Annotated in this window: 2 protein-coding genes; both read left to right on the top strand. The window is 38.3% G+C overall.

Translation table 11 applies throughout. The features are described 5' to 3' along the window. The coding region (locus MTBBW1_RS00745) for a PD-(D/E)XK nuclease domain-containing protein (RefSeq protein ID WP_186441007.1) at positions 1 to 737 on the top strand (737 nt) is incomplete at its 5' end. Positions 738 to 944: 207 nt separating this feature from the next. Then, on the top strand, positions 945 to 1,185 hold a 241-nt coding region (locus MTBBW1_RS00750), incomplete at its 3' end, for an AAA family ATPase (protein ID WP_186441008.1).

Raw genomic sequence — 1,185 nt, forward strand, 5'->3', positions numbered from 1 at the left:
TTTATAACCCGTTTTCAGTGCTCAGAGCCTTTGGTGAACAGGCTTTAAAACCCTATTGGTTTGCCACCGGGACGCCCTCTTTTTTAATAAATCTTATAAAGGAAAAAGAATGGTATCCCCCTGAAATTGAGAACCTGAAATCAACCCTTGCCATATTCAGTGTATATGATCTTGAGACACTTTATATTGAGGCACTCCTTTTCCAGGCAGGATACATTACCATCAAGGATGTTGATGAAGAGCTCTATACCTTTGATTATCCAAATCGTGAGGTAAAGACAGCATTTATTGAAAATATGTTCTATTCCTATACAGAGGGCGCCACTGATTGTGCAAGGTTCATTCTGCTTTCAAAATATCTCCGCATGGATGATATTGAAGCATTCGTAGAGACAATTAAATCGGTTTATGCATCAATCCCGAACATCCTTGAGAGCCACAGAGATGAGGCATATTTTCACACCATATTCTATCTTATGGTTTCAGCATCAGGAGCAAAGTCACACAGTGAGGTTCTCACCTGCAAAGGCAGAATAGACATGGTGGTGGAGTTTAAGGATAAGGTTTATATCATTGAGTTTAAATGCGGCCGCAGCAGTGCTGAAGCAATCAGACAGATCAGAAGTAAAAATTATGCTGATTCATATCTGCAACAGGGAAAAACAATCCATTTAATGGGAATCAATTTTGACATTGAAACCCGTAATATATTGGATTGGAAGCATGAGTTGTTTTAAGCTCTGTTGAAAGAAGACGACACCTGTGACCTTTTGAGCCTTGTCAATTCTGTCTGAATCAGGATACCCAGGATTAACAGGATAAGGCAGGATTATCAATCCTGAACATCCTTTTCATCCTGGTTATCATGATTCAGACTAATGCAATAACTGCTGAAAATTCAATAAGATGTTGATTTTGAGTACAAAAGCCGAAAGGATTAATTCATGAAAAAACTTCCTACACTTCCTACTGGCAACTCTTCCTTTGAAAACATAAGACGCAATGGTGATATCTATGTGGATAAGACAAGACATATCTGCCAAATGATAAGCGATGGAAAATATTTTTTTCTCTCCCGCCCCAGAAGATTTGGAAAATCCTTAATGGTTTCCACCCTCAAATGCCTGTTTAAGGGAAAAGAAGAGCTGTTTGAAGGGTTATGGATAAAAAGTAAAAATAAAGATG

The sequence above is a fragment of the Desulfamplus magnetovallimortis genome, from assembly GCF_900170035.1.
Classification (GTDB): Bacteria; Desulfobacterota; Desulfobacteria; order Desulfobacterales; family Desulfobacteraceae; genus Desulfamplus; species Desulfamplus magnetovallimortis.